Annotated in this window: 15 protein-coding genes and 2 rRNA genes; 6 read left to right on the top strand and 11 right to left on the bottom strand. The window is 62.1% G+C overall.

Annotated elements, in window-relative coordinates; all coding sequences use genetic code 11:
• Positions 1–57 precede the first annotated feature (57 nt).
• On the top strand, positions 58–1,926 hold the full coding sequence (locus VKT51_03970; protein HLJ83320.1) for a hypothetical protein: 1,869 nt from the start codon (positions 58–60) through the stop codon (positions 1,924–1,926).
• Between the two features lie 58 nt (positions 1,927–1,984).
• On the opposite strand, the gene VKT51_03965 is transcribed toward VKT51_03970, so the two are convergent.
• The 3 genes from VKT51_03965 to VKT51_03955 all read right to left on the bottom strand — a co-directional run bounded on the left by VKT51_03965 (position 1,985) and on the right by VKT51_03955 (position 9,091).
• A complete protein-coding gene (locus VKT51_03965) occupies positions 1,985–3,868 on the bottom strand; it encodes a S53 family peptidase (protein ID HLJ83319.1) in 1,884 nt (627 codons plus the stop codon).
• Positions 3,869–4,158: 290 nt separating this feature from the next.
• Entirely contained in the window at positions 4,159–5,832 is a 1,674-nt protein-coding gene (locus tag VKT51_03960) for a S53 family peptidase (protein HLJ83318.1), read from the bottom strand.
• Between the two features lie 67 nt (positions 5,833–5,899).
• The gene (locus VKT51_03955) at positions 5,900–9,091 is read right to left on the bottom strand and encodes a BTAD domain-containing putative transcriptional regulator (GenBank protein HLJ83317.1); all 3,192 of its coding nucleotides are present in this window, start codon (positions 9,089–9,091) and stop codon (positions 5,900–5,902) included.
• Between the two features lie 233 nt (positions 9,092–9,324).
• On the opposite strand from VKT51_03955, the gene VKT51_03950 reads away from it, so the two are divergent.
• Together VKT51_03950 and VKT51_03945 are read left to right on the top strand one after the other, a co-directional pair.
• Entirely contained in the window at positions 9,325–10,614 is a 1,290-nt protein-coding gene (locus tag VKT51_03950) for a hypothetical protein (protein HLJ83316.1), read from the top strand.
• Between the two features lie 188 nt (positions 10,615–10,802).
• Positions 10,803–12,161, top strand: coding sequence for a hypothetical protein (locus tag VKT51_03945; protein HLJ83315.1), 1,359 nt, complete (start codon positions 10,803–10,805; stop codon positions 12,159–12,161).
• Positions 12,162–12,181: 20 nt separating this feature from the next.
• On the opposite strand, the gene VKT51_03940 is transcribed toward VKT51_03945, so the two are convergent.
• Both VKT51_03940 and VKT51_03935 read right to left on the bottom strand, forming a co-directional pair.
• Positions 12,182–12,640 carry a hypothetical protein gene (locus VKT51_03940; GenBank protein HLJ83314.1) on the bottom strand — a complete coding sequence of 153 codons (459 nt, stop codon included), beginning with the start codon at positions 12,638–12,640 and terminating at the stop codon, positions 12,182–12,184.
• A 5-nt stretch (positions 12,641–12,645) separates the two neighbouring features.
• A complete protein-coding gene (locus tag VKT51_03935; GenBank protein HLJ83313.1) occupies positions 12,646–13,599 on the bottom strand; it encodes a hypothetical protein in 954 nt (317 codons plus the stop codon).
• A 244-nt stretch (positions 13,600–13,843) separates the two neighbouring features.
• Here VKT51_03935 and VKT51_03930 point away from each other — a divergent pair, with 244 nt between their 5' ends.
• Positions 13,844–14,155 carry a metalloregulator ArsR/SmtB family transcription factor gene (locus VKT51_03930; protein HLJ83312.1) on the top strand — a complete coding sequence of 104 codons (312 nt, stop codon included), beginning with the start codon at positions 13,844–13,846 and terminating at the stop codon, positions 14,153–14,155.
• A gap of 22 nt (positions 14,156–14,177) precedes the next feature.
• Complete coding sequence (locus VKT51_03925; GenBank protein ID HLJ83311.1) at positions 14,178–14,642, top strand: SRPBCC domain-containing protein; 465 nt, start codon at positions 14,178–14,180, stop codon at positions 14,640–14,642.
• A 52-nt stretch (positions 14,643–14,694) separates the two neighbouring features.
• On the opposite strand, the gene VKT51_03920 is transcribed toward VKT51_03925, so the two are convergent.
• A complete protein-coding gene (locus VKT51_03920; GenBank protein HLJ83310.1) occupies positions 14,695–16,824 on the bottom strand; it encodes a family 1 glycosylhydrolase in 2,130 nt (709 codons plus the stop codon).
• Here VKT51_03920 and VKT51_03915 point away from each other — a divergent pair.
• A complete protein-coding gene (locus VKT51_03915) occupies positions 16,823–17,599 on the top strand; it encodes an SDR family oxidoreductase (GenBank protein HLJ83309.1) in 777 nt (258 codons plus the stop codon). The genes VKT51_03920 and VKT51_03915 overlap by 2 nt on opposite strands.
• 20 nt (positions 17,600–17,619) lie before the next feature.
• Here VKT51_03915 and VKT51_03910 read toward each other — a convergent pair whose 3' ends face one another.
• The 5 genes from VKT51_03910 to VKT51_03890 form a co-directional block, all read right to left on the bottom strand.
• On the bottom strand, positions 17,620–18,159 hold the full coding sequence (locus VKT51_03910; protein ID HLJ83308.1) for a Uma2 family endonuclease: 540 nt from the start codon (positions 18,157–18,159) through the stop codon (positions 17,620–17,622).
• 379 nt (positions 18,160–18,538) lie between these two features.
• Positions 18,539–19,120, bottom strand: a complete 582-nt coding sequence (locus VKT51_03905) for a hypothetical protein (protein HLJ83307.1) — start codon at positions 19,118–19,120, stop codon at positions 18,539–18,541.
• A gap of 171 nt (positions 19,121–19,291) precedes the next feature.
• Positions 19,292–20,305 (bottom strand): hypothetical protein, encoded by a 1,014-nt coding sequence (locus VKT51_03900; GenBank protein ID HLJ83306.1) that lies wholly within the window; start codon positions 20,303–20,305, stop codon positions 19,292–19,294.
• Between the two features lie 171 nt (positions 20,306–20,476).
• Positions 20,477–20,594, bottom strand: a 5S ribosomal RNA gene (gene rrf / locus VKT51_03895).
• 106 nt (positions 20,595–20,700) lie between these two features.
• A 23S ribosomal RNA gene (locus VKT51_03890) occupies positions 20,701–20,905 on the bottom strand; the annotation flags it as partial.

Raw genomic sequence — 20,905 nt, 5'->3', positions numbered from 1 at the left:
TTGTGACCGTGAAATCAATGCTCTAGGGGCCAAGCGGCCGAATACTTGTCGTATATGATGGCAATCGCTTTGATCATCGCCGCTTTGCTGCAATCGTTCACCGGCCTTCGTCTGACGCCGCCCGCCAAGCCGCAGGTTCTCGACCTTGACCAATCCTCGCGCTACGTTGTGGTGACGCACGTCGCCCCGGGAACCTCCGTGGATGTTTTCGCAGACGGTTATTGGCTGGGCCGCGGATTCTCGCGGTTCGGCGTCGCGCGCGTGCCGTTACGTTTTGCACTTCGCCCCGGAACGGCGGTCACCGCTAGCTTTGCCGGGCTTGGTCCGGCCGGCATGCATGCCCTGCGACCGGCCGTCGTGCAGGCCGACGCCACAACGTATCACTTCGATAATTTGCGGACCGGTTGGAATCCGTACGAGACGACCTTGACGACGTCCAATGTCTCGCCTTCGACGTTCGGTCCGCTCTTCACGCTGCCGATCGACGGCAACGCGTACGCGCAGCCGTTGATCGTGAACGGGCTTCTCATGCCCGATGGCCTGCTGCATAACGTCTTATATATCTGCACCGAGAACGACACGATTTACGCATTTGACGCCGACACCGGCGTCGTGCTCTGGCAACGCAGCCTTGTCGACCCGATGAGCGGTATCACCGCCGTCACGAAAGTTCAGGTCAACTACCAGAACCAAAATGTCTGGCCCATGGTGGGGATCACGGGCACGCCCGTCATAGATCGATCGGCAAACGCGCTCTTCGTGGTTGCTGCGACGCTGCAGACCGGACCTATGGGCAAACTCTTCCAGCATGTGCTGCACTCGATCGCGCTGGACACCGGCTTGGACAATGCCGGCAGCCCCGTCGTCGTCGGCGGCGGCGTCACCATGTCGGATGGCACGCTCAAGCCGTTCGTCTCGCAGTGGGAGCTGCAACGAGCGGGATTGCTGTTGGTCAACGGCATCGTCTATGTGCCCTTCGCGTCGCACGGCGACGCGTCGCTGATGCTCTCCAATGGTTACATCTTCGCATACGACGAGAACACGCTGGCACAGCTCGCGAGTTTTAGCCCGACGACGGACGCGGCGTATCCCACGATGGCGACCATCTGGGGATCGGGGTTCGCTCCGGCCGCAGACGCGCAAGGCAACGTCTTCGCCGCGATCGGCAACTCGCTGCCGAACGCGACGCCGAGCAACGGCGACTACGGAAACAGCGTGGTCAAGCTCAGCCCGGCGCTATCGATTCTGGATTATTTCACGCCTTACACGATCTCTTTGTTGAATTCAAGCGACCTGGACTTGGGCAGCGCAGGAACGATGCTGCTCCCGGACCAGCCCGGCGCGATCCCCCACCTCGCGGTGGCGTGCGGCAAGGCCGGCTGGCTCTATCTCATGAATCGCGATGCGATGGGCGGATACACGCCCGGCGGCCCTGATATGATCGTACAAGAACTGCCGCACGAGGTGGGATTCAAGTCAGTCGGCGTGCATGGCGGTCCTGCGTATTACCGCTCGCCGAAGGGCCCGATGGTCTATTACAGCGGCAATCAAGACAGGCTCAAACAGTTCAAGCTGTTGACGGGGACGAACACGCATTTCACGCTTTTCGCGAAATCGCCGAATACGTTCACCGGATTGGGCGGCTCGACGCCGGTCGTGTCGTCAAACGGGTCTATGCCAGGCACTGGGATCGTCTGGTCGCTGGTCCGCCCGAACAACATCCAGACGACCCCCGTGATGCTTGTCGCGTATGATGCTAGCTCAGTCTACACGGAATTGTATTCGGCGCCCGTCTCGATGTGGCTGAATCCGAAAGGCGGCGCGTATCTGGTCCCCACAGTGATGAACGGTAAGGTATACGTGGGGGGTGCGTACAGCGTCACCGTCTTTGGTCTGACCGGACAAGCGCGCATCCGCCGGTACTAGGCACCGAGTGGACGACAAAAAAAGGGGCGGACCTTTCGATCCGCCCCACGTCGTGTCGTCAGTGTCCGGAGAATATCGAGTTCTTGATGTCGGCCTGCATGACGCAGATGTCGATCGAACCCAATCCGGTCGGCGTATCCCAGCCAGGTCCGGCCGGCGCACCGAGGCCGTTGTCACCGAACAAGACGTCGTGGAATCCGCCGATCGTGCCGGTTTCGTCGGGGGGTAGCGCACTCGTCATCGTCTCCGAAACGGGCACGCATTGCTTCGATCCAAGCGGGCACGGCTCGTAGTAACCGTACACACCGTAGAGCACCGGTGCCGCAAAGCCGAGCTTGTTGAAGTTGCTCGATTCGAGGCGCGCCCAGACGCCCATCGACATCGGCGACGACAGGCTCGTGCCGCCGACGCCCGAGGTCGCAGGCGCGTTCACGACGACGTCCATCGGGCAACCGTTGTTGTCGGCGCACATCGAAATGTCGGACATCCCGCGGCCGGTTCCGGCTTCGCCGAGAACCGTCGCACCTTGGTCGATGCCGTTCATCTCCCAGTATGGCGCATATTCGACCGTGCTGAATCCGCCGCCGGTGGCGATCCAGGCGTGCTCTCCGTAGTACGTGCCCGGTCCGGTGCCGTTTGCGTTGGTGTCGAGCGTCGTGCCGCCGACCGCGACCACGTACGGCGACGTAGCCGGATAGCAATTCTCGGGGGTGCCCGTGAGCGGCGCGCCCGTGGCGGCGATCACCGGGCAACCTTCGCCGTTGTCGCCGGTCGAGGCGAACATCGTCTGGCCTTGTGCCGCTGCTTGATTGAACTCTTCATCGTCCAACAGCATCGAGCCATCGGCGTACGCCAGCGTCTCTGGTTCGCCGAACGACGAGTTGCCGGCTTGCGCGAGATCGTCGTTGACCCAGTGACTGACTTCGAGCGAGATGTCAGAATCGTTGAGTGACGTCGTGTCGTAAAGGTAGAGATGCTTGACCTTTTGTGCGATGCCGCTCGATATCTGCGTATCGAGGTCCCATTCATCAAGACCGGAGACGTCGACGCCGGATGTTCCGACTTTGACCACGGAGTACGGCACTTTCGGCAGACCCCAATACGTCTCGGCATAGCGCAAGTCGGTCTGCACTTGCGCCACGTTGCCTTCCGCCATCACGGCGATCGACGTATACGCGCCGGTGCACGCCTTCGGACACGCGTCGTAGGCGACTTGATATTGCGGCGGGCTGTATTCGCCGCCGACGCAGATCCCGTTCACGACTTGCAGGCAAGGCGGCGGTGTGTTCGCCGCTACGACGTGCGGTCCGGCGTTGCGCGGCTGCGCAAATGGGTTGCTGCGCGTGACTTGGATATGCGTCCTCATGCGGTACGCGTTGTTGAGGCCGAGCACCGCGACGACCAAGCCGCGCAGTTGCGACGGGACCATCGCAGGCGTCACGTTACCATAGTAGATCTGACCGTTATACTGCGTCGCCCGGATGGCCGTGTTGAAGGCCGCCTCGGCTCGCGACGCGCTGCCCGTTGCAGTCACGATCAGGTTGTTCGGCTCGATGCCGATGTTTGTAAAGCCTTTGCTCTGCAGATATGTGGCGACGGCGATCGCTTGGGATCGTGTCGGATTGAATGCAGTCGTGAACTGCGCGGGCGTCAAGAAATTGTCGAACAAGACGTCGGCCGGTGTGTATTGACGACGGATCAAACGGTCGGCTCCTGCGCGATCGCGCATGCTCAGTCCGACGACGATGCGCAGCGGCACCGACTCCGAAAGACGGCCAAGCGCAAACGCGCGCTGCGGCGTCGCCGCGAGCGGAACCGCTTGGGTAGCGGTCTGGGCCCATGTGACGGTGGGGACGTAGCGCGAATACGAGCGCTCGGCCGCCGCCGCGGGCGCTGCGACCGCGAGGAGCGCCATCGCGGCGAGGATCTTCGGAACATTCATCGTGTTCGTACCTTCCCTTCGGACCGGCTAGGCCGGCATGGCTGATGCGCCGACGCATCTTCTCTCGCCGGCCTTCGAACCATAGCATCCGGGAAGTTACAAGCCGCGAACAGTTGAGTAACGGCCGCGGGAATTCTTTGGACTACGGTTTATCGTCGCGTTCTTTCGGCGGCGGCAATTTTCCGAGCAAACGCGCGCAGTCCAAACAGAACAGCTCGCCGTCTATACGAACAAGAGGCGCATCTGCCCGTTTGCAGCGCACGCAGTCGGCCATTCCGCCATCCCGCTTCCTACAGAGGCGTCTTGTGGTGTGTCCGCGGGATCTGCATCATGTAGGCGTTGCCGTTGAGGGAACCGACGCCCGTCACGTTGTCGTAGCCCACGTGGTCCTGAAAATCTCCGTTGCTGCCGGACACGATATCGTGCCACGCGCGGCCGGGGTACGTGTGCGCCACGAAGCCCCAATACAAGCCGGTCTGCGCGAGCCCCAGACGGCGTCCATAGTAGCCGTCGATCTGCGAGTAAAGCGCAGCCAGGTTCGGAGCTACGGCGCTTGTGCCGCCCACGGGAAGCGCCCACGTACCGAAATAATAGAGGGCGTACGGCGTGTTGGGGTCGGCGTCGAGCGCGACGTCAGGCACGTTGCGGTAATTGGGATTCGCAAGTGTCGTCACGTCGGCCTGATACGCCGGCACCGAGAAGAACGCCGATACGCCGCCGCCGCTCCCCGACCATCCGGTCTCGGCTCGAATCGCGCGATCCGGTTTGAGGGAAAGCGTCGTGCCGCCCGCTGCGGCGATCCATGGAGAGCTCGCCGGAAAATCGACATTAGTCGGATTCGGCTCGCCGGGCAGACCGTCCGGCGGATTGTTCGTGCCGCAATCCTTCGACCCGTTATCACCGGACGCGGCGAACCGAGTCTGGCCTTCCGCGGCGCCCTGCTCGAAGAGATCGTTGTCCGCCGCGACTTCGTTTGGATCGGCGCCCGCTTCGCACGAACCCCATGAAGTCGATACCACGTCGACGCGCGGATCGAGCACCGTCTGTTCGTAGACGTCGTCGAACGTGGAGTTGAGCGGATCCGCTCCCTCGTAGACGAGAGCGTTCGCTCCGGGGGCATTGCTCGTCGTCTGCTCGACGTCGAGGGTGGTCTCGTCGTTTTGGCCGGGGGCAGGAAGCCCTTGGTTCACGGGATCGCCGACGAAGACGCGCTGCACGTACCCGCCGTGCTTCACGCCGTACGCGTTCCAATAGCCGGCGAGGTCTGAGTCGTTATAGTCGTAGACGGTTTCGACCGCGAGCGTGGCGCCCGCTCCGTTCACGAGCGGCCTGACGTGGATCGGTTCGTTGTAGGCAGTCTCGATGTCCAGCGGGCCAAATCCGCTTGGGCCGGGCAATGCGGTCAGCGGCGTCGCGAATTTGTGCGCGAAATTATTGAACCCGCTCACCGCCATGACGACGCCCTTGAGAGCGTTGGGCACGAGCGCGGGAACCGAGTTCGCATAGTAGATGACGTTCTGATAGCTGTATTCGTCGATGACCGTGTCGAAAAGCGCGTCGGCTTGCGCAACGGTCGCCACGACATCGATCACCTTGTGGTTTGCGTACGACTGGACCACTCGCATGCCCGCACCGGTCAAGACGTATTCGACCGTGGAGTACGTGTGTCCGGACGGTCCAAAACTTGCGTCAAATTGGCTTGGTGTCAGGAAGGCGCCATACATCGGCGACCCTGGGTTATTGACCGCGTTGGTGAAGTTGTCGACCGCGGCCTGATTCGGATACCCGAGAAAAACGACGAGATGTACTTGGCGGGTCGGCGGTGCGGGGCCGACGAGAGACGCGACCTGCTCGAACTGCGGCACCGTGGCCGCCACTCCGTCACCTGTGAGCGCCAATGCTGAGACGCCCCAAAGCGAGGCACAAACGGCAACCATGAACGCGACGGCGACACGACGGTGCATCAATCGTCCTCCCGACGTGGACATCATATACCCCGGCCTGTGACAAACCACGAACAAGCGCGAAATCCTAGATGGGGGCCGGGACCGATTCTTGGGACACGCTCGCCGTCAGCGCGGGTTCGACGGCGCGCCAGATATCCGGAGCTTCCGCGCCGACCGCGGCACGGTAACGGGAACGCCATTCCTCGTAGTCTCGCTTGGCTTCCGCGATGCGGGATTCTCGACAGAGTGCGTCCAGCCGCGTCTTGACCGCTTCGAGCTCGAACGGAGCCACCTCCAGGAGCCTCTCGACTGCCGACCGTTGCGCACGTGCATCGCCGGTCTTGCGCGCGAAATCTGCAAGCCAGCGCAGAGATTCCAGGCATCCCGCGCGCAGCAGCTCGCGCTCGCGCCATTGCCAGCCGCCTTCCTGCATGCCCTCGAGGAAATCGCCGCGATACAGGTCGACGGCGGATTGGTAGCGCCTGCGCGCCTCCGAGAAGTTCGCCGACCCGTCGGCCTGGCGCGCCGCATCGATGTGTGCCTTGAACTCCTGCACGTCCACGGTCGCGCCCTTCGGCGCCACGAACCGGTACGCGTTCGCTTCGTACTTGATGACGTCGCCCACGGCCTTTCGAATGGCGGTGATCGTGACGCGCAGGTTGTCGTGTGCGGCGTCGGCATCGCTTTCCGGCCAGAATAGATCGATAAGTCGGGCGCGCGACACGCCGGCCCCAGCGCACTCCGCAAGATATGCGAAGATCTCGAGGGCGCGGCGCCGCTTCCACGCTTCTGGCGGAACCGGTTCCCCCTCGACCAGAACGCGCAGCTGGCCGAGCATCTCGATCCGAAGCGGCGCTAGCGCTGCATCATCTTTGATATCGGGGATCAATCCCGAGCCGACGCGCCACCGCCGCATGTGCGGCAACAGCTCTTCGAAGGCCGCAGCTTTCGTGCGAAGCAAGAACCGGTAGTCGCGCTGATGGATGATCGCGACAGCCGTAGTCACCGCGTGCGATGCATCTCGGTCGCAGTCGGCGGCGTCCGCTGCAGACATCTCTTGGGCGCAACGCATCAACACTGGCGCTGCATCGAGGCAGACGCTTGCGTTGAAGAGCGCGTTCGGGCCATCAGCGGAAGCGGCGATCGCCTCACGCGCGAGTCTTGCGGCAAGCGAGGCATCGCCGCCGGCAAATGCGCACGACGCTCGCGTGAGCAAAATCGGAGCCACTTGCTGCCGGCGGCCGGCGCCGCGGAATACCGCTATCGCGCGTGCGCACAGTATGTCCGCGTTTGCGATATCGCCGGCTCGCAACGCGCATTGCGCCAGGCCGTGCTCGATGTCCGGCAGTACGAGCATGTCCCCCGGGTCGCATGCGGCCTCGGCTGAGCGGAAAGCTTCTAGGGCGCCGTCTATATCGCCGCTGAAAAGACAGTGGACCCCGCGCTGCTCGAGCCCGCGCGCCACGATTGCGGTCGCCCCGAGATCCTTGGCCTGCGACACGAGCGGGTCGACCAAGCGTCGCGCCTCGTCCACATCGCCGAGGAGCGTCTTGACATACACGAGATCTTCGAGCGTCGTGAGCATCGAAACGCGCTGGCCGGCCGACTCTTTGAGTTTCAGCGCGCGCTCGTACATGGCGAGCCCGGCGTACACATCGCCCCGGCGCAGATGAGCGACCGCGGTGTTGTGGAGCACTTGTCCATGCGCCGGCAAATCGCCGCGAGCGACAAGGACCGGCGTGATCTCGCGATACAACTCGAGCGCCTCTTCGAGCCGATCGGTTTCGACGTCTACCGCTGCCTTGGTCATCCGCAGCGAGGTCAGGCTCGTCTCGGGAAGATCGAATCCCGGCGACAGCGCCTCGTCCAGCATCGAGCGAAGCCGATCGAATTCTCCGCGCGATGCGAGGATGGGCGCACAAATGCGCACGGCTTCGGCTAACACGTCGTAGGCCTTGACCGTGCGCGCCGCGGTCATGGCCCGTTCAAGCGACGAGAGCGCGGCATCCCACTCTCCGCGATCGCGTTGCACGTGTCCGAGCGCGGCGAGCAGAGTCGGGCTTGCTTCGATGCGCGGTGTGGTGAGGCGCCGCATGAGACCGCTCACGGTTGTCACGAGACCGGCCCGCAGCAGTTTGAATGCGGCGCTTTCGAGCGCGGCGGCGGCATCGGCCTCGTCGCCCGCGACGAGCCGGTGCTCGATCGCAAGCGGCGCATCTCCTCGCGCCGTCAGGAATGCGGCCGCGCGACGGTGCAATTGCGCGACGGAATCGGATTGATGCGACCGCGTCAGCGTGTGGCGGAGAAAGTCGCGAAATAGTTGATGATACGCGTACGCATCGTCTGACTGACGCGTGACGAACAGGCCACGCCGCGCGAACGACTCGAGCAGAGCGCGAGAGTCGTCGGCGTCGCGGATCGCATCGCACAACGCGGTCTCGAGCTGGTCGAGGATGGACGTCTCTTCGAGAAACCTTCGTTCCCGCTCGCTGAGGCTTTCGAGCACTTCCGCTGCGAGGTAGTCGAAGAGGTATTGCCGCGCGTCGTCGTCGCGCGCGGTGAGGGCCTCGCGCTCGGCATCGGCCTCTCCCATCGTCCTGTCCGATGCGATAAGGGCTAGCCCGGCCGCCCACCCTTCTGCGCGTTTTGCGAGATGCGCGATGCTGTCCAGCCGTTCGGCATCGCCGCGCGCACGCTTCAAGAACGCATCCGTCTCGATCTTACTGAACGCGAGATCCCCAGGTCCGATCGCGACGAGTTGCGCCGAAGCGGCGACGTTGTGCAGAGAGATCGGGATTGATCGACCGCACAGGATGAAGGACGCGCCGAGTTTGCAAGAACGCTCGACGAACTCCGACAGTGCGCCGAGCGCTCGACCGCCTTCGAGGAAGTGGACATCGTCGAAGACGAAGAGCGTCGCGTGCGCCGTTTCGGCGATGCACTCCGCGAACCGCGTACCTACTTCTCTGGGCGAACCGAGCGTATTCGCCGCGGTCGCATCGAATGTCGGCGGCTCGACGCCGAGAGATTTGATCCCCGCGTTGAGGTGCGCGGCAAAGACCGAAAGATCACGATCGGTGGCGTCCAAGCCGTACCAGAGCTTCGTTCCGGTCCACGCGGCGTAGAGCCGAGCAGCGAGCACGGTCTTGCCGTACCCAGGCCCAGTCGCCAATGACATAACGCGCACGCCCGAATGCAGGCGCTTTTCGAGATGTGGCCGCTCGAGCCACGTCGCAAGCACCTGCGGCGGCCGTAGTTTGAGGCGGTGGACGAACACGTTCCGAATTTTCTGTCACACGACAACCCGAGCCTTTCTGGCCCCCTGCCGGAGGGAGCCGCTGGGCGCGGTTTTCTTAGCCAGTCGCGGGACCGCCCAGGGTGGGGCAGGCTGAGTCCGATAGGGCCGTGGTCGGACGCTGACGCGTCGGCTGAGTGCTACAATCCGACCTACATCATTCGCGTGAGGCGAGGTACTCGCGTCTCGGCGCAGCTCATTGGAGAAAAGTTATGTTGAAGCAGAAACTTCTGGTTCTGGCCGCGGTGGTATTCGCGATCGGCCTCGGCACCCTCACGAGCGCGTCCACTATTGGCCGCGTCCTGGCCGACGGCGGCGGTGCACCGGATACCACGTGCTCGAGCACGGGCGGTTGTGTGTCATATGCGAACTCGAGCTCAGGTCCCGGCGTGGCTTCCAGCAGCGTCAAGGGATCCGGGCTGACCGGATCCACGACGCTTGTGGGCACGAAGACGACGAACGCTGCCGGCGTGCTCGGCACAGATTCATCGCCGTCCGGTTCGTTAGACGCGGGTGTGAAGGGCGTATCGAAGTCGGGCACCGGGGTGACCGGCACGTCTACCAGCGGCAACGGCGTGAAAGGCGTTTCGGCTAAGGGCAACGGCGTGATCGGCACGTCGAACGCCGGCAATCTTCTTTCCGGCGTCTCCGGCACGTCCACAAATGCAACCGGGGTCGGAGTGACGGGAACTTCGCCGTTCGTCGGCATCATCGGGACCGGCGCTGTCGGCGTCGATGCGATCAAAGCCAATAACGGTGCTGCGTTACAAGTCACCGGCGGCGGACAGGGCGGAAGCCTCATCATCGGCAGAGTGGGTTTCAACACGCCGTTCACGATCGATGAGAGCGGCAATTTCACGACCGGCGGCAACGTGCAGTCGAAAACGGTCAATGGCGGCGGCGTCTTCGGACAGGCGCCCACGGGCGTCAACTACGGATCGGTGGACGGATTCAATCAAGACCCCAATTCGCCGTACGCGTCGGTCGAAGCTGACACGAGCAATGCAAACGGCACTCTCTTCGATGGGTTCGATGCTAATTTCGACACTGTCTATGCGTTGGACACCTCAGGCAATATCCGGATCGCCGGCCAGATATTCACCGCCGGCACGTGCAATAGCGGATGCATCGCCGGCGGGCATGTTGCAAAGCGCGTCGTCTCCTACACGCCCCGCGAAAGCCAGCCTACGATGGAGGATCTCGGCTCGGCGCAATTGACGAACGGGCGCGCGCACGTCGCGTTGGACGGGTCATTCGGCAACGTCATCGACCGCAGCACGAGCTACCTCGTCTTTCTCACGCCCGACGGCGATTGCAAAGGTCTCTTTGTCGCGGACAAAACACCCACGGGATTCGACGTCGCCGAGCTGCGGGGCGGCAGATCGACGATAGCCTTTGACTACAGAATCGTGGCGAGGCCGTTTGGGGATCACTCGACGCGGTTGCCCATGATCTCGCCGAATGCGTCGGTGCGGCCGAGCGTTTTCCGCCGCGTCCATCACTAAACGATACTCGCTTCCACGGTGACGAACCGGCCGCGATGATACGCGGCCGGTTCTCGCTTGCCGAGGTTCGCGGCTCTCACGCGGGCTCCGAAGGGAGCCGACGTCGATGACGACAAAACTCGCCACAGCGGCAAACCGACCCGTGGGGTTGTGCAACGTTGGCTTTTGACATGGTCGCGCGGTCACGCTTGAGGCGCACGTTCGTAGCGGTCCTCGCTCTCGTCGCGCTCGCCCTCACCGCCGCGCCCCGCTACGGCGGTGAAACATCGACCAGCGCGGCCGAAACACTGCAAGGATACGTCGACGCGGATCAGGACCCGCCGCTCAAGGCTGCGGTACTCGGCCTGTGGCATCTCTTCGCGGAAGCGCGCGACGCGGTCGGATTCTACCAAGTGCTCTCGGTGACCGACGACAGCGGCAATGTGAAGCTCACGGCGCAGACCGCATCGATGGACGAGTGGACGAAGGCGAAGAAAAACGCACCGGGTTGGTATTTGAAAGCCACGTCCGGATGCGTCGCGCAGATCATCATCGCCCGCACGCTCATCGTGTCAGGCGGTCTTCTCGCTGAGCAGGCGCGCCGGTCTGAGGACGGGGATCAATCGCGGACGCTGGTCGCAAAGGCGAATGCGCTCTTCCGTCAGGCGGGTGCGATCATTGAAGCCGAGTGGCCTTGCATCAAACTCTATGCGTTCACGCCGTTCATCCCCGGTCCGAAAGCAAGCGTGAGCCCGTTCCCGAGTCCCTCCGCACCCGGCGGCCAACCGTCGCCGTCTCCGAGGCCGTCGCCGTCTCCGAGGCCGTCGCCGTCTTCGCGACCGTCGCCATCCCCGCGGCCGTCGCCGTCGCGATCGCCTCGACCTTCGCCGTCACCTGCACCGGCATGCGGCGGCGCGCCTGCACAATCGCTGTACGGCGGCGCTATCTATGTCGTTGGCGACCCAGCCCATCGCGCAAAGCTCGTGCGGTTGTTGAACGATGTCTTCTTGAATCGGACCGGGAACAATCTGATCTACGCTATCGAAGCGATTCACGCGCAGCATCCTTCCATTTACGTCTGCGTCGTATACCGTTCCAAACAGTTGCGCACGGTGGCGGGGACCGGCGCGCAGCTCGATAGCGATTCAGCTTGGGTGTTGGGATCGGCGCGACGCGACCACCCCGTCTATGTCGGCACGTTTACGCTCCTGCAATTCCCGATCGGATCGCTGCGCGCGCTGCAGCCGACCGGGCAACTGGCGAAGCTTCGCGGCACGGGCGTCGCGAGCACGGTTTTCTTCGACCCTGACGTCTTTCCGATCAACTTCCGCAAGACGCCGGGGCACGTCGGACTCGCGCACGAGCTGACCCATGCGTTCCACCTCGCTCGCGGCATTTTTGACGCGACGCCGCTCGACCCGTTGACGACGAACGGCATCTGTTATCATGACACGGAAGAACTTGTGACGATCGGTTCACAAGCGGGCGTGCCGTCGTACAGCGAAAACGCGTACCGGCTTTCGATGCCGTGGGCGACTCGATCGTGCCATAACGCTCTGGCGTTTTGACCGTACGGCCGCCTTGTCGGCTACTGCTTTAACGGGGCGATCGCGATTATGTACCAGCCGTCATGTGCTTTGCCGATCGTAAATGAGCTTTCATCTTTGGTCACGCCGGGTGTGCGGACATAGTCCACGATGACGCGATACACGGGCGGGATGCTGGGACCGTACTTCTTACCGTTGGGCATTGTCGCGGTTTTGTTGCTCGACGCGTCAAGCGGCGCCAAATGGATGGACGCGATGGTCTCGCGTTCCATGATCTCGAGGACCGTTTCTGTCATCTGACGCGACCATTCGTCGGCCGTTCCCCAATAGACAAGCGCATCGACGGCTGACTTGTCGTGAGCGTTGACCGCCTGCCGAAACTCCGTCAATAAAGCATTTGCCGTCGCCGGCGCGGGCTCTGTCGGGTACGGCGAGGCGCCAAGGGTCGCGATGAGCGACAACAACGCCGCGATATATTTTCCGCTCAGGATATCTCTCACCCCGCCTAGTATAGAGGGCCCGGCGCCAGGGAAAGTCCGGAGTAAGGGCCGGTGTGCGCCGGGGTCGTGGATTCGGCGGCGCCCGTAGCCGGATTCAACGCGATGATGGTTCCTGCGCCGTTGTCGGTCAACCAGAGATGCTTCCAGCCTGAGTCAAATCGGATGTACGCCGGGGAATTGAGACCGCCCTTGAGCAGCTTGCAGTTCTTGATGCCCGCGCACTTCATGACGCCCTTGAATTGGTCGACGTAAAAGAGGTTGCCGGATTTGTCAAACGTCAGACCGCCCATGGCGTCGAACTTCGCCGTAGACGCGACGATGGTGCCTTTGCCCGCGCATTTCTTGAATTCGACGATGTCACCGATGATGTTGTGCAGATCGTTGATCGACCAGAAGCAGTCGCCGGAGTGATCGATGGCCGCGCCGAATCCCGCCACGCTTCCGCCGGCAATCGTAAACGTGAGCCTGGATGCGGGGGTGCTTGCGCCATTCTTGTAGATCGCTAGATCACCGGGGCCGCCGCTGCCCGCGAATACATCGGAAACAGCCACAAGTTTCGCTGATGCGTCTATCGCGACGTCAAGAGGCCGCGCGTTTGCGTCTGCAAGCGTACCGATGGGACCCGTGGGACCCGTGCTGTGCGACGCGAATATCTGTATGTCGGCCGCTGCCTGCTCAGTCTGATACCAGTTACCCGCAACGGTGGCGACGCCGCCTTCAGGGATCGACATCAAGGTCGTGATCGTCTTCGCATAGGTCAGCTTCGTACCTGAGACCTTGAATGCGTCGCATGCATTGGACTTAGGAGCGCAGGCATAGAGCCAGCTTCCGATCGCATCCGGCTGGACGAATTCGCTTACGCCCTGTGCAGTCGGGGCGGGGACGGCGCCTCGACTCGAACATCCGGAGATCGAAACTACGAGTAACGCTGCGATCGGAATCAAGCGGCGGAAAAGCATGATGGAGCTCCGGTCTAGCGGTAAAGCACACGGGGAAGATTGGGCTCAAGCCACTCTTACCGTGCGACTGCGTTCCTCTGTGCGTCCGGCTACGTCCTGCCTGCGAGCGCTTCGAACTTGTTATATGAAATACGGCGATGGATTTCTGCCCGCTCGGGCAGCGTCGCCGTCACGGGTACGAAGATAGGGCTTGACAATAAGGTGTTACTTATATAAGATATCGTTTATAAAGGCGGTAAACCGAGTGACGAACCTCGACGCGGCATTTGCCGCACTCTCAGATCCTACGCGGCGGGCGATCCTCAACCGGCTCGCCCGCGGTGAGGCGACCGTGATGCAGCTGGCCAAACCTTTCAAGTTCAGCCAGCCGGCCATTTCGCAGCATCTGAAGGTTCTCGAGGAGGCCGGACTTGTGGTCCAGCGCATTGACGGATCGCGACGTCCACGCCGTTTAGCGCCCACCGCCGTCAAAGCGATCGATCAGTGGTTGGCGATGTTGAGGAAAGCTCTGGCGAAGAACTACGATCGTCTCGATGACGTTCTGGCGACTCTGTGAACAGGCGAAAGGAAATGCAGTGATGAGCAAGATGACCTTGACGACCGAAGGTGACAAGTACGTCATCGTGACGCGGCGTTTCGCGGCGCCGCCCAAAGCGGTCTACCGCGCACACACGGAACCCGAACTGCTTCGGAAATGGCTCCTCGGCCCCGATGGATGGACGATGCCGGTCTGCATCAACGATCCGCGGCCGGACGGGAGGATCCGCTACGAATGGACCGACGGCAAAGGCAACGGATTCTACTTGACGGGCGAGTATGTCGAGCTGGAGCCGTACAGCAGGATCGTCCACATCGAGCGGATGCACTTGCCCGCTCCGACGCCGGACAACCGGGTGGAGACACGATTTGAGCCCGATGGCCTCGGCACGTTGATGACGATGCGCATGACGCTTCCCAACGCCGAGACGCGCGACGCCATGCTCGCCACGGGCATGGAGAGCGGAATGGAGACAAGCTACGAACGCCTGGAGCGAATGATCTAGTCGCCGTGTGTGGCCACGACCGGCCGCGACCGTTCGCGGCCGGTTTGACGTCTTAGGTCGCGTTTTCGGAGTGCGCGCGGATCAACTCGGCGTAGAGGTTGCTCGCTTCGGTCGGGGTCCGCTTGAGGTCCGCGTCGCGATCGAGATCGATGTGATATAACCCGAAGTCGCTGTTGTCGTCAAAAGGCAGACCCCACTCGCGGTTCGATGTGATGCTCCAGCACAGATATGCTTCGATCGGCGAACCTCGTTTCAAGGCCCGTTCCACCTGTCCGATGTGAGCGTTCAGATACTTCGCGCGCGAGAAGCCGTCCGTCGCGGTGACGCAGCCGTTCTCGATGATGATGATCGGCAATCCCGGAAACTGCTCCTCGGCTTCGCGCAAGATGCCGTCGAGAACACCGGGCCAGACGGGCGCCGTCGCATAGTGGCACTCCGCGGCCGCAGAGAGGCGATGGAGTTCGCTCGGCCAGATCGATGAGATGCCCCAGTAGTAGTCGATGCCGACGTAGTCGAGCGTGCCTACGCACTCTCGCGGACACAGGAACGACGGAATCTTGCCCGCCATCCCAAGGTTCCACCAGTTGGTGCCGATCAGCGTGCCGAACATGCCGATCGTCTTGCGCAAATCGTCGGCGATGCTCAAGATGGATCGGGTGGATTTCCAGCGATTGTCGCCGCGCAGCGGCACGAATGATATCCGCGCGCCGGGCTCGAGTATCCCGTCCGCGATCGCGCGCGCCAGGTCCGGCTCCAACCCCGTGTATCCGCCGGCACCGTCCGGCATGCACATCCCCTCCACACCGGGATGAATACCCACCCGCAAGACGCCGCGCTTGCGAATGGCGCGCAGCGACGGGTCGAGGTCGGGGACATCGCCCAATCGCTCGGGCCGCGCGCCCTTTCCGATGTCGGCGATCGTCTTTCGGTTGTGATCGCGCGGAAGTTCCGGGTTTCGCTCCTTGAATGCGCGTAGCGCACGATCCACGGCGTTGAGGAGCGCGCGGCTGCCGAGCGCGACCGCAACGCACAGGGGCCAGCCTTGCCGGGGCAGTCGTGTCAGAGCAAATCCTGCCGTCGCGCAAGGCTTCAATAGGAGGTCGGCATCGTAAATGAGATCTATCGAACTTTTTTGCAGCGCGTCGAACGCGGTTGCGATGTCGGGATAGTATTCGACTTGCGCGGCGGTGAACAGGCCGCCGACGCGCGCGGCAGTCGGCGAGTCTGCGATCACCCCCACGCGAACCGGCCACGATTGCAGCGCCGATGGAACGGTCAGCGACGCCGGGTGCAACAGCGCCGGCGTCGCGATCGCGTACGGTTCGGAGAAGAGCACGCGATTCATCCGCTGCTGCGTCATCGCGATCTGCGCGATCGAAATATCCACCAAACCGGTATCGACGATCCTATGTTGCGACAGCCGAGCGGCCTGGCGCACCGCTTGTTCGGGCGACTTCAAGTGCGTGGCATTGCGGTCGATGAGCCGCTGAAGCCAACGCGGCAACCCAAGCACTAAGGGATTTGATCCGACTTTGGCATCCGGGTTGATGGCGCGGATGGCCTGTCGCGCCTGCGCGTGAGCGCGAAACAGATTGGGGATGAGACGCAGCACCGCGTCCATCTGCTCCTCGCCCGTCGCGTACGGCTCTAGGCCGGGCGGCACGGGATAGGAACGCATCCAAAAGCCTTTGATGTAGCCGTAGACGAGTTGATTCGGTTCGTTGAGCGTGACGTAGTAATCGATGAGATCGCCGAGTCTGCGTGCGACCTGCTCTGCATACGCGCGCATTCTCTCGGGAAATCGTGCGTCGAGCATGCCCGCGCCGTCGCCTGCGGCCTGCACGTGCAGCGGCCACGTGTTGTGATGGAGCGTGACGACCGTCGTCATGCCGGCGTCACGCATGTACTGTAGTACATCGCGGTAGTGCCCGAATGCGCCGTCATCCCAAGTGCCCACTTCGGGTTCGAGACGCGCCCACGAAAGCGAGAGACGAAACGCGCGGCAGCCGAGTCCTTTGGCAAGATCGACGTCTTCGCGGTAACGGTTCCAAAAGTCAGTGGCTCGGCCGCGCGATGTCAGCCCGCGCACGCGTTCCCAGACGTCGCGGACGTCGTCGCGGCCGTCGTAGGCCTCGCACTGATGGTCGGCGGTCGCCACACCAAAACGGAAATCGCGTCGCATGGAGCCGGATGTTCGCCGCAAAAGGCGAACGCCTTTTGCCATCATGAGGTTCAGCGGAAAAACGTGTATCGTCACGGGCGGCGGTTCGGGGATCGGTCGCGCCACTTGCATGCAGATGGCCACGGAAGGCGCGAACGTGGTGGTTGCGGATCTCCGTCTCGACGCCGCTCAAGCCACCGTCGAGGCGATCGCGGCTGCCGCCGGCAAGGCGATCGCGATCGCCGTGGACGTCGGCGACTCGGCGCAAGTTCAGGCGGTGGTGGCAAAAGCGGTTGCGCAGTTCAACACGATTGATGTCATCGTCAACGACGCAGCGATGATGACATTCACTCCCATCGTAGATATCGCCGAGAGCGACTTCTTCCATGTGCTCACGACGAACCTCGGCTCGGTTTTCTTCTTCGCGAAGTACGGCGCGCCGCACATGTCGGCCGGTTCGTCGTTCGTCAACGTCAGTTCGGTCCACGCGCATGCGACCACGTTGAACGTGGTGCCCTACGCGGCGTCCAAGGGCGCTATCGAGGCCTTCACGCGCGGCTTCAGCATTGAGATGGCTTCGCGGCAGATCCGGGTCAATAGCGTCGCGCCGGGCGCGGTAGATACGCCGATGCTTTGGAATAATCCGAACGTGAAAAGCGGCGCCGAAAAAGTGACCGGCGCGATCGGCAAGCCGGAGGACCTCGCCGCCGCGATTTGCTTCCTAGCGTCGGATGACGCGAAGTTCGTGAACGGCACGACGCTGATCGTGGACGGCGGCCGCCTCGCCGCGCTCTAACCCCCCGAGTTCGACGTTCTCTACGGGCGGGGCGATATCCGATCGAACAATTCACTCGCGCGAAGGGAGAACCCGGGCATCGCGTGGTGCGACAGAATGTCACCGCGCGACAACCCCATCGTTCGCGAGGCGTCGCGGATGGTAACAGTTTGCGATTCCGTATCGACCAAAAACATCACGGCTGTGCCGCACTCGAGATAGACTCGGATCTTTTCCTCGATGTCGGATCGGCGATCGTTCGGTGAGAGCACTTCGACGACGACTTCGGGAGCTACGTGCGGGATATCGGAGGCCGCCTCATCTTCGTACGGCAGACGCTCGAACGAAATGAACGCGACGTCGGGCACGAGGGGCCGGCGCGCCTCGCCTGCCGGCTTGAGTCGGAATTCCCATTCAGTGCCGACCGTGCCACGACCGCCCGCGCGCGCCCACGCTTCTAGTGCCATGGCGAAACGAGTCTGCGCGAGTGCATGCTTTCGCTGCGGGCTCACCTTTTGAACGGCGCGGCCGCCGATCCACTCGAGAGCTGGCTTGACTTCTGGAAGTACGATGTCGCGCATGCGCCCTCTTTCACGCCGCAGTATATCACGGAGCCCGCGAGGTGGTCTAGCGCTTATGAAGCTTCTTGTCCAGCCGCGGCGCTCCAAACCAGCGCCTTTTCATTTGACCGAGAAACGATTCAGTCATCGGGTATCCCGAGGCCGAACCGATAACGGAATCGATTCCGCACCTTGGGCAAAGTGCCGTCGTTCCAACTCCTTCGTTGTCGGGGTCCGTCCAGTCGTCGATTTCGCCCGGTCCAAAAAACCTACGACAGTGAAAACATCCGCAGACGGCGCTCGCGAGGATAGTTGAGCGGTGATTTATGGACGATTCCCAGGCGGCTATCAACCTATTCTCGTTCATCGCTGGCGTTCAAACCTGACGAAACGACGTTCCTCAACTTGGTTGTGAGTTTCGGTCTTGATTGATCGTATTTAGCAGCCGCCGGTCCTCGGGCATGCGTGGCATGTTTGCGGGATACGTTCCGTTCGGATATCGCTCTAGGTAGCGCTTTGCCAGAATCGTCAAGTATTCGAAATTCTCCCAGAGCTGCGGCATGCCGATCGTCACGCGGATATAGGTCGTCAGCGGCGCAAGCGCGTTCCAGTTTCGGACCACGACAAACCCCCAAATGTCGCACGCGATGTTCGCGTCGATGATGCCGATCTTCACGAATTCGCCGAGGCTCTCGAAAAGGTTGGCGATCGACCCGATCTTCGCGTAGTCACCGGTAAACGGTAGCGTGGTCATTTTCACCCGCTCGGCCTGGTCAAGCATCCGGTCGGGAAGTACGAACGACACGAAGCGCTGAGCTTCGCTGATTTCGCCGGATTCGAGTGTCTCGCGAAATTCATTGAGCGCCGTGATCTGGTTGCTGCCGCGCATATGCCGGAGTTGAATCAACGCCGCGACCGCCGACGCCGCGATCACGACGAACGTGCCCACGGTGGCGATGACGTTCACGACGTCCAAGTGCATGAAGCTACCTCACACGACGCAATGCGGACTTCCGACCTGACCGCTCTGAACGGACGCGTTGCCATTTGCGAGATTGCTCGCGCAGACCCCCAAGACGGCAGACAAAAAGCCGGCCGCGATAACCCGCGGCCGGCTCCTCCGGTTTTTGGCTCGCCGCGCCTCCAACTCACACTATTTCGTACACGTCAGGTCGATGCGGAAGTCCGCCGGCATCGTGTAGTGCGGTTGCCCGACTCGAGCGTTTTGTTTGGGGCCGTCGAACGTCACGAGCAATTTTGTCGGCTTGTCGTTTGGGTCGAGCCCGGCCCATCGGAATCGCTGTTGATATGTAAACGAGCTGCCGGGCGCGAAGATGCGGAATTGCAGTTGTTGCTGGTTCATAGAGGTGCCGGCACTGTTAGATGATGGCACGTTCTGCCCGCCGGCCGTGACGAGATATTCGTCCTGGGCGAACACGTCGCTCGGCGCGAGCGGCCGGCTCGCGAGATTCACCCAGTCCTGCGTGATCATCCAGCCGATCTGCGGGCTTGACGGATCGTTGTTGTTGTCGGGGTTGACGGCGGTCGCGCGCATCCGCCATATCCCGTTGGACATCCACTGCCCCATGCAGCCTTGGCGGGCTTGAATCTCGCTCGCGCCACCTTGAGCTTGTGCGGCCGCACCCGATGCGACGCAGTCGAGCCGGAAGTGGAAATCATGCTGCGCTGTACTGAACTGCGGTTTCAACGTGAGCTGGGAGAGCTTTGCCGCGTCGAACAAGATGTCTACCGCTTTGGGTTTGTCCGATGGATCGACGTTGGCGGCGACAAAGATCTGCGAGTATTGGAACTGGGCGGCGGGCGCGAACGAGTGGAACTGCATACTCGACAGCGACATTGTGCCGGTGGTGGTGGCTGAAGCGAGCATCGTGCCGCTCGCGAGCGTGAGCTGCTGATCTTTCAAAACGGAGTCGCTCGGGGCGAGCTCTTGGCTCGTTCCGTTGCGCCAGACTTCAGTGACTTGCCACCCGGTTTGCTGGCCGCCGTTCATGTACGGCTCGACTTTGGTCACCTCGACGCGCCATAGGCCGTTGAACAGCCACTGGTTCATGCAGCCGTCCCGCGAATTCGCGCCGGCTGAAGCGACTGACGACAGCGCGGTCAATGCGATCAATAAAGGCAGCGCGATGCGCAATGCTGATTTCATACAGATCTCCCTTCCGAGACTGATCTTTGCGCTTCCATTGTAGTTTGCACGCGTCCGCGATCCGTCCGTTAGAAGAGTTCGGCCCCCATACCCTTGTCCGGTATACGTTCGGTTCTCTCCCTACAACAGTAAGAGCCGGCCGCGATCTCTCGCGGCCGGCTCTTTTGAGTAATCCGGCGCCTTCCTACTCTCCCAACAACCCTGCGGTTGCAGTACCATCGGCGTTAGTGGGCTTAACTGCCGTGTTCGGAATGGGAACGGGTGTGGCCCCACCACCATCGGCACCGGAAACTTTGCAGCGCGCACGTGCATGCTCGCTGAAAACTGCATAGCGGGAAATCGTCAATAGTGTGGTGTGTATCTTGCAACTTCATTCGCAACTATGATGATTGCGAGTGAATAACTCTCCGACTGATTAGTACCGGTCAGCTGCACGCATTACTGCGCTTCTACCTCCGGCCTATTGCCTGGTGGTCTACCAGGAGTCTTCACCTTGCGGTTCCAGACCTTATCTTGGAGTCTGCTTCACGCTTAGATGCTTTCAGCGTTTATCAGATCCGAACGTGGCTACCCGGCTCTGCCACTGGCGTGACAACCGGT

Source organism: Candidatus Eremiobacteraceae bacterium, from assembly GCA_035295225.1.
Taxonomy (GTDB): domain Bacteria; phylum Vulcanimicrobiota; class Vulcanimicrobiia; order Eremiobacterales; family Eremiobacteraceae; genus JABCYQ01.
Note: the sequence above shows the minus strand (reverse complement) of the source record. Positions and strands in the feature narration are given on the sequence as shown.